The organism is Streptomyces sp. bgisy100 (assembly GCF_057709105.1).
On record NZ_JBYITE010000005.1, the window covers coordinates 205,862 to 213,805 of the forward strand.

Consider the following 7,944-nt stretch of genomic DNA (forward strand, 5'->3'; position numbering starts at 1 on the left):
GACGCGGGCCGACGGGCGACACCGCCGTCGGCCTGCGGATTCCCGGCCTCGGGTGATCACCGGCCGGATTGCGGCGTCACCCGGCGGTGGGCCTTCCGGTTCGTGGGCAGAAGCGGCTTAATGGTTGAAGGACCAATCAACCACTGAGTACCGCCAGGAGGACCAGGACATGCCTCAGCCCGAGGGAGCCGCGCTGGAGCGGGTGCGCGCGCACCGTGAGGAATTGCGGGCCCGGTACCTCCACGGCCGCCGGAACCGGCCGGTCGCCACAGCACGCGGCATCCACCACATCGCCTTCATCTGCCGGGACGTCGAGGAGACGATCCGCTTCCACCAGGAGTTCCTCGGCTTCCCCCTGGTCGAGATCGTGGAGAACCGCGACTACCGCGGCTCCACGCACTTCTTCTTCGACATCGGCCACGGCAACCTGCTCGGGTTCTTCGACTTCCCCGGGCACGAACACCCGCCGTTCACCGAGACCGTCGGCGGCGTCCAGCACCTGGCGCTCTCGGTCAGCGACACCCAGTACACGGCGGCGCGGGAAGCGCTCGACGCCGCCGGCGTCGAGTATCTGGGCCCGGACCGGGGCGTGGAGGACAGCCTCTATCTGCACGACCCGAACGGGGTGCCGATCGAGCTCTACCGGGAGCGGCTCGGCGTGTTCGAGGGATCCACGCTGGTCGACGAGGCGGCCGGGGCGGACGACGCGACCGGGGCTGACGGGGGAGCGGGTCCCGACCGGGGGTGATCCGGCGGGGACAGCGGGTGAGGCGTCGGGCGTCCGGGTGCGGGCCTTGCCCGGCCGCGGTCGTGTCGCCTCGCACCGTGAGGTTTTGTTTCATCCACGTATGTCCGGGAAGTCGAGGGGGCGTGCGGCACCCGTGCCGAGCAATTCGGCCCGGCACGTCGAGCAGCACGACGAGCCGAGAGGACGTGACGAACGTGAAGGTCGCCTTCCTTGTGGCCCCCGAAGGCGTCGAGCAGGTCGAGCTGACCGAACCGTGGCAGGCCGTGACCGACGCGGGGGCACCCCCGAACTCGTCTCCACCAGGACCGGCCGGATCCAGGCCTTCGACCACCTCGACAAGGCGGACACCTTCCCGGTCGACCGGACGGTCTCCGAGGTCACGGTCGCCGAGTACGACGGCCTGGTGCTCCCCGGCGGGGTCGCCAACCCCGACTTCCTGCGGCTCGATCCGCAGGCCGTGGCGTTCGTGAAGGGCTTCTTCGACGACCGCAAGCCCGTCGCGGCGATCTGTCACGCGCCGTGGGTGCTGGTCGAAGCCGATGTGGTGCGCGGGCGCACCCTCACCTCCTGGCCGAGCGTGCGAACCGACATCCGCAACGCCGGTGGCACCTGGGTCGACGAGGAGGCGCGGGTCTGCGCCGACGGCCCGAACACGTTGGTCACCAGTCGGCGGCCGGGGGACCTGAAGGCCTTCGTGCGGGCCTTCACGGCAGAGTTCTCCAAGGTCGCGAGCTGAGCCGCCCGGGGCCTCTTCCCCGGCAGTCCCCGACCCGGGAGCCGAGCCGACCGGCCCGTCTCCGGGGACCCCGTCGGCCGTGCCCGGTCTCGCCGTGCCCGGTCGCGCCGCGCTCGTCCCGGCGCGGCCGGCCCGGCCCGGCGCCGAGCCGCGGACAGGCCTCGCGGGCACCCCGCCCGCTCAGCCGCCACCGCCCGCCACGGCGCGCGCCCACCGGTAGTCCGCCTTTCCGCTGGGTGACCGCTGTATCCGTGCCGTGACGACCAGGCCGCGCGGGATCTTGTACCCGGCCAGCCGGGTGCGGCAGTGCTGCTGGATCTCCTCCAGCGTCGGCTCCGCGGCCCCTTCCCGGAGTTCCACCACAGCGGCCACCCGGTGCCCCCACCGGGGGTCCGGTACGCCCGTGACCAGAGCGTCGTACACATCGGGGTGCGCCTTCAGGGCCTGCTCGACCTCTTCCGGATAGACCTTCTCGCCCCCGGTGTTGATGCACTGCGAGCCGCGGCCGAGGACCGTCAGCACCCCGTCCTCGTCCAGGGTCGCCATGTCCCCGAGCAGGACCCAGCGCGCCCCGTCCGCCTCGAAGAACGTCTCGGCCGTCTTCCGCGGATCGTTGTGGTATCCGAGCGGGACATGGCCGCGCTGGGCGATCCGTCCCGGCTCGCCCGGCAGTACCCGCTCATGGGTGGCCGGGTCCACCACGGTCGTCGTCGGGCCGACCCGTAACCGGAAGCCCCGCTCCGGCCCCGCGTCCTCGGTGGCGGTGCCGTTGAAACCCGACTCGGACGAACCGAAGTTGTTGAGCAGCAGCGTGTGCGGCACCAGCTCCCGGAACCGGGCCCGCACCGTCTCGGAGAGGATCGCGCCGGAGCTGCTGACGCTCAGCAGCGATGTGCAGTCGGTCCCCTTCAGCGGCCCGGACAGCGCGTCGACCAGCGGCCGCAGCATCGCGTCACCGACCAGGGAGACACTGGTGACGCGCTCCCGCTCCACCGTGCGCAGCACCTCCTCGGGTACGAACTTCCGGTGCAGCACCACCTTCTGGCCGAAGTGGAACGCGATGAAGGCCGTGAGGGTGGACGTGCCGTGCATCAGCGGCGCGGTCGGGAAGAAGACCAGCCCCGCGCCGCCCGCCGCGACCCGCTCGGCCAGCTCCTCCGGCCGGGACACCGGCCTGCCGGTCGGCGCGCCGCCGCCCATGCCGGCGAAGAAGAGATCCTCCTGCCGCCACAGCACGCCCTTGGGCATGCCCGTGGTGCCGCCGGTGTAGATGATGAACCGGTCGTCCCCGGACCGCGGACCGAACCCCCGCCCCGGGTCCCCGGACGCCACCGCCTCGTCGAACGGCACCGGCGGGCCGCCCGGCCAGTCGGCCTCCTCGGCGCTCCCGCCGACCCGGATCCGGTGGCGCAGCGACGGCGTCCGCGGCAGTGCGGCCGCCACCCGCGCACCGAACTCCCCGTCGAAGACGAGGGCCGCCAGACCGGCGTCCCGGTAGAGGTAGACCAACTCCTCCTCGACGTACCGGTAGTTGACGTTCACCGGCACCGCGCGGATCTTCAGGCAGGCCAGCAGCGTCTGGACGTAGGCCACGCCGTTGTACAGGTGCAGGCCGACATGGTCGCCGGGGCCGATCCCCCGGTCCAGGAGATGGTGGCCGAGCCGGTTGGCTGCGGCATCCAGCTCGGCATAGGTCAGGCGCCGCTCCGCGCCGGTGCCGGGTTGGTCCGCGTACACCAGGGCCTCGCGGTCCGGGACGGCGTCCACGACCGACTCGAACAGGTCGGCAAGGTTGTACTCCACATCTCCTCCTCGCCCCGGCGGCGACGTTCGAGCCCGCGGCCCGGCGGTCATTAGAGCGCCCGGCGCCGGAGGGGGGAAGAGCGCCGCCCAAGAAATCTGACTGATAGTCAGAAATCTCTTGAACTGGCTCTCCGCTTCCTGCACCCTGTTCCGGTGCCGCGCCGGCGCGGCGGGGCGGGCGGTTCCCGCCGGTGCCGGACACCACCCCGCGGACCCGATTCCGCGGCGCCGCGCCGGCCCGCCGCACCGCGTCCGGCGAGCGACCGGCCGGCGCGCCCCGACCCCGGCCCGGCCACGGGCCGACGACAGGAGGAAGCCGTGGGCGTGGAGACGGAACACCTCACCGAGCGGCGCGAAGGCGCCACCCTGGTGCTCACCCTGAACCGGCCGGAGGCCCGGAACGCCCTGTCGCTCCCCATGCTGGTCGGCCTGTACGACGGCTGGCTGGCGGCGGACGCGGACGATGACATCCGGTCGGTGGTGCTGACCGGCTCCGGCGGAGCCTTCTGCGCCGGCATGGACCTCAAGTCCCTGGCCGGCGACGGCTCCGGCGGCGATCGGTACCGGGACCGGATGAAGGCCGACCCCGATCTGCACTGGAAGGCCCTGCTCCGGCACCACCGCCCCCGCAAGCCGGTCATCGCCGCGGTGGAGGGCCCCTGCGTCGCCGGCGGCACCGAGATCCTCCAGGGCACCGACATCCGGATCGCGGGCGAGAGCGCCACCTTCGGCCTCTTCGAGGTCCGGCGCGGACTCTTCCCGATCGGCGGCTCCACCGTCCGCCTGCCGCGGCAGATCCCCCGCACCCACGCCCTGGAGATGCTGCTCACCGGCCGTCCGTACAGCGCCGCCGAGGCCGAACGGATCGGCCTGATCGGCCATGTCGTCCCGGACGGCACCGCGCTGGAACGGGCCCTGGAGACCGCCGAACTGATCAACGCCAACGGCCCGCTCGCCGTGGAGGCCGTCAAGGCGTCCGTCCACGAGGCCGCGGAGCTCGGCGAGACCGAGGCCCTGCGACGCGAATTCGAGCTCGGCTGGCCCGTCTTCGGCACCGCCGACGCGAAGGAGGGCTCCCGGGCCTTCGCCGAGAAGCGGCCCCCCGTCTTCCGGCGGGCCTGACGACCGGCCCTCCGGCACCGGCCCCTGGAAGGAGCCACGCCATGCCGTCCACCCCCGGCCCCGAGGTGCTGAGCGCCCCGCTGGTCCTCGAGTTCCCCTTCACCCGCTCCCTCGGCCCCGTCCGCGGCGCGTTCCTCACCGGCCTCCGCGAGCGCACCGTCCTCGGGGCGCGCACGGAGGGCGGCCGGATCCTCGTCCCGCCCGCCGAGTACGACCCCGTCACCGCCGCCGAGCTGCGCGAACTCGTCGAGGTCGGCACCACCGGAACCGTCACCACCTGGGCCTGGAACCCGCAGCCCCGCCGGGCCGGCCCCCTCGACCGGCCCTTCGCCTGGGTGCTCGTCCGGCTCGACGGCGCCGACACCGCGCTGCTGCACGCCCTCGACGTCCCGGGGCCGGAGCACGTCCGCACCGGACTGCGGGTCCGCATCCGCTGGGCCGCGGAGCGCACCGGCGCCATCACCGACATCGCCTGCTTCGAACCCGCCCCGGACACCGGACCCGGCGTCACCCCGGAAGCGGCCGGACCCGTCCCGCACGACGGCGTGTTCGACGATCCGGTCACCGGCATCGTCGCCCCCGCCCGGCTCGACTACACCTACGCCCCCGGCCGCGCGCAGAGCCGCCATCTGGCCGCGCTCGCCGGCCGGCGGATCGTCGGGGAGCGGTGCCCGGCCTGCCGGAAGGTCTACGTCCCGCCCCGCGGAGCCTGCCCCACCTGCGGTGTCGCCACCGGCGAGCAGGTCGAGGTGGGCCCCCGCGGCACCGTCACCACCTTCTGCATCGTCAACATCAAGGCGAAGAACCTCGACATCGAGGTGCCCTACGTCTACGCCCACATCGCCCTGGACGGCGCCGACCTCGCCCTTCACGGCCGCATCGGCGGCATCCCGTACGACCGGGTACGGATGGGGCTGCGCGTCGAACCCGTCTGGACCGAGGGCAGCCGGCACCCCGACCACTATCGCCCCACCGGCGAACCCGACGCCGCCTACGACACCTACCGGGAGCTGCTGTGACGCGGGACGTGGCCATCGTCGCCTTCGCCCAGACCGACCACCGGCGCAGCACCGCCGACGTCTCCGAGGTGGAGATGCTGATCCCGGTCCTGGAGGACGTCCTGCGCCAGGTGGACCTGCGGACCGGGGAGATCGACTTCACCTGCTCCGGCTCCAGCGACTACCTCGCCGGGCGGGCCTTCTCGTTCACCATGGCCCTCGACGGGGTCGGCGCCTGGCCGCCGATCTCCGAGTCGCACGTCGAGACGGACGGCGCCTGGGCCCTGTACGAGGCCTGGGTCCGGCTGCTCACCGGCGAGGCGGACACCGCACTCGTCTACGCCTGGGGGAAGTCCTCCCCGGGCGAACTCCGGGACGTGCTCACCCGTCAGCTCGACCCGTACTACGTGGCACCGCTCTGGCCGGACGCCGTCTCCCTGGCCGCCCTCCAGGCCCAGGCGCTGATCGACGCCGGCGACACCGACGAGCGGGCCCTGGCCGGAATCGCCGCCCGCAGCCGCACCGCGGCCCGCGACAACCCGCACGCCCAGCTCACCGGTTCGCCGCCGCCGGAGGGGCTGCTCGCCGAGGAGTACCTGGTGCGGCCGCTGCGCCGGCACGACGTACCCCCGGTGAGCGACGGCGCGGCCGCCGTCGTCCTCGCCGCCGGAGCCACCGCGCGGCGGCTGTGTCCCCGCCCCGCCTGGATCCGCGGCATGGACCACCGCATCGAGGCCCACAGCCTCGGGGTGCGCGACCTGACCGACTCGCCCTCCGCCCGGCTCGCCGCCGAGCGGGCCGGAGCCTTCGAACGGCCCGTCGACACCGCCGAGATCCACGCCCCCTTCACCTCCCAGGAGGTCGTGCTCCGCAAGGCCCTGCGGCTGGACGGCACGGTGACCGTGAACCCCTCCGGCGGCGCGCTCGCCGCCCACCCGGTGATGGCCGCCGGTCTGGTCCGCCTCGGCGAGGCCGCCGCCCGCATCCACCGCGGGACGTCCGACCGCGCCCTGGCCCACGCCACCTCCGGACCCTGCCTCCAGCAGAACCTGGTCGCCGTCCTCGAAGGAGCCGAGGGATGACCCGAGAACCCGTGGCCGTCGTCGGCATCGGCCAGACGAAACACGTCGCGGCCCGGCACGACGTGTCGCTGGCCGGACTGGTCCGGGAGGCCGCCGTCCGCGCCCTGGCCGACGCCGGGCTGGACTGGGCCGACATCGACGCCGTCGTCATCGGCAAGGCCCCCGACTTCTTCGAGGGCGTCATGATGCCGGAGCTGTTCCTCGCCGACGCCCTCGGCGCCGTCGGCAAGCCGATGCTCCGGGTGCACACCGCGGGTTCCGTGGGCGGCTCCACGGCCCTGGTCGCCGGCGGGCTCGTCGCCGCCCGGGTCCACCGCACCGTCCTCACCCTCGCCTTCGAGAAGCAGTCCGAATCCAACGCCATGTGGGGGCTTTCGCTCCCGATCCCCTTCCAGCAGCCGCTGCTGGCGGGGGCGGGCGGCTTCTTCGCCCCGCACGTACGGGCGTACATGCGCCGATCCGGCGCGCCGTCCGCCGTCGGCGCGCTGGTGGCCTACAAGGACCGGCGCAACGCGCTCAAGAACCCCTACGCGCACCTCCACGAGACCGGGCTCACCCTGGAGAAGGTGCAGTCCTCCCCGATGCTCTGGGACCCCGTCCGCTACTCCGAGACCTGCCCCTCCTCGGACGGCGCCTGCGCCATGGTCCTCACCGACCGGGCCGGCGCCCGGCGCGCCCCGCACCCGCCGGCCTGGGTGCACGGCGGGGCGATGCGCAGCGAGCCCACGATGTTCGCCGGGAAGGACTTCGTCTCCCCGCAGGCCGGCAAGGACTGCGCGGCGGACGTCTACCGGCAGGCGGGCATCACCGACCCGCGCCGGGAGATCGACGCGGTCGAGATGTACGTGCCGTTCTCCTGGTACGAACCCATGTGGCTGGAGAACCTCGGCTTCGCCGCCGAGGGGGAGGGCTGGAAGCTCACCGAGTCGGGCGCCACCGAACTCGACGGCGACCTGCCGGTCAACCCCTCGGGCGGAGTGCTCTCCACCAACCCCATCGGGGCCTCCGGCATGATCCGCTTCGCCGAGGCGGCGCTCCAGGTGCGAGGCCGGGCGGGGGAGCACCAAGTGGCGGGCGCCCGCACGGCGCTCGGACACGCGTACGGCGGCGGCTCCCAGTTCTTCGCCATGTGGCTGGTCGGCTCCGAGCCGCCCCGGTCCTGATGTGCGCACGGCCTGTGCGCCACCGGTGACGATCGCTAGGCTGACCGGGCAGACGAACCGGGAGGAGCACGGACGTGGCCGACAGCACCACACAGCAGGCGCCGGCAGGATTCAAGAAGCCTCAGCTCGACCTGAGCAACGCCGAGTGGCAGTCCAGCAGCCAGGGGACGGGTGATGTCCAGATCGCCTTCATCGAGGGCTACATCGCGATGCGGGACGGCCGCAACCCGGAGGGCCCGGCGCTGATCTTCACACCGGCGGAGTGGCGCGCCTTCGTCCTCGGCGCCCGGGA

The 7,944-nt window shown here is 73.4% G+C and carries 7 protein-coding genes and 1 pseudogene; 7 read left to right on the forward strand and 1 reads right to left on the reverse strand.

The window, feature by feature from the left end:
- The first annotated feature begins 169 nt into the window (after positions 1 to 169).
- On the forward strand, positions 170 to 748 hold the full coding sequence (locus tag AC3EQ1_RS05930) for a VOC family protein (RefSeq protein WP_432093195.1): 579 nt from the start codon (positions 170 to 172) through the stop codon (positions 746 to 748).
- Between the two features lie 194 nt (positions 749 to 942).
- Positions 943 to 1,484: pseudogene (locus AC3EQ1_RS05935) on the forward strand (type 1 glutamine amidotransferase domain-containing protein).
- Between the two features lie 180 nt (positions 1,485 to 1,664).
- Here AC3EQ1_RS05935 and AC3EQ1_RS05940 read toward each other — a convergent pair.
- Positions 1,665 to 3,287 (reverse strand): acyl-CoA synthetase, encoded by a 1,623-nt coding sequence (locus AC3EQ1_RS05940; protein ID WP_432093196.1) that lies wholly within the window; start codon positions 3,285 to 3,287, stop codon positions 1,665 to 1,667.
- Positions 3,288 to 3,611: 324 nt separating this feature from the next.
- On the opposite strand from AC3EQ1_RS05940, the gene AC3EQ1_RS05945 reads away from it, so the two are divergent.
- The 5 genes from AC3EQ1_RS05945 to AC3EQ1_RS05965 all read left to right on the forward strand — a co-directional run.
- Entirely contained in the window at positions 3,612 to 4,409 is a 798-nt protein-coding gene (locus tag AC3EQ1_RS05945; RefSeq protein ID WP_432093209.1) for a crotonase/enoyl-CoA hydratase family protein, read from the forward strand.
- A gap of 41 nt (positions 4,410 to 4,450) precedes the next feature.
- On the forward strand, positions 4,451 to 5,428 hold the full coding sequence (locus AC3EQ1_RS05950; RefSeq protein ID WP_432093197.1) for an OB-fold nucleic acid binding domain-containing protein: 978 nt from the start codon (positions 4,451 to 4,453) through the stop codon (positions 5,426 to 5,428).
- Positions 5,425 to 6,489, forward strand: a complete 1,065-nt coding sequence (locus tag AC3EQ1_RS05955) for a thiolase domain-containing protein (RefSeq protein ID WP_432093198.1) — start codon at positions 5,425 to 5,427, stop codon at positions 6,487 to 6,489. The genes AC3EQ1_RS05950 and AC3EQ1_RS05955 overlap by 4 nt, the downstream gene beginning before the upstream one ends.
- Positions 6,486 to 7,652 carry a thiolase domain-containing protein gene (locus AC3EQ1_RS05960; protein ID WP_432093199.1) on the forward strand — a complete coding sequence of 389 codons (1,167 nt, stop codon included), beginning with the start codon at positions 6,486 to 6,488 and terminating at the stop codon, positions 7,650 to 7,652. The genes AC3EQ1_RS05955 and AC3EQ1_RS05960 overlap by 4 nt, the downstream gene beginning before the upstream one ends.
- A 74-nt stretch (positions 7,653 to 7,726) precedes the next feature.
- The coding region (locus AC3EQ1_RS05965) for a DUF397 domain-containing protein (RefSeq protein WP_432093200.1) at positions 7,727 to 7,944 on the forward strand (218 nt) is incomplete at its 3' end.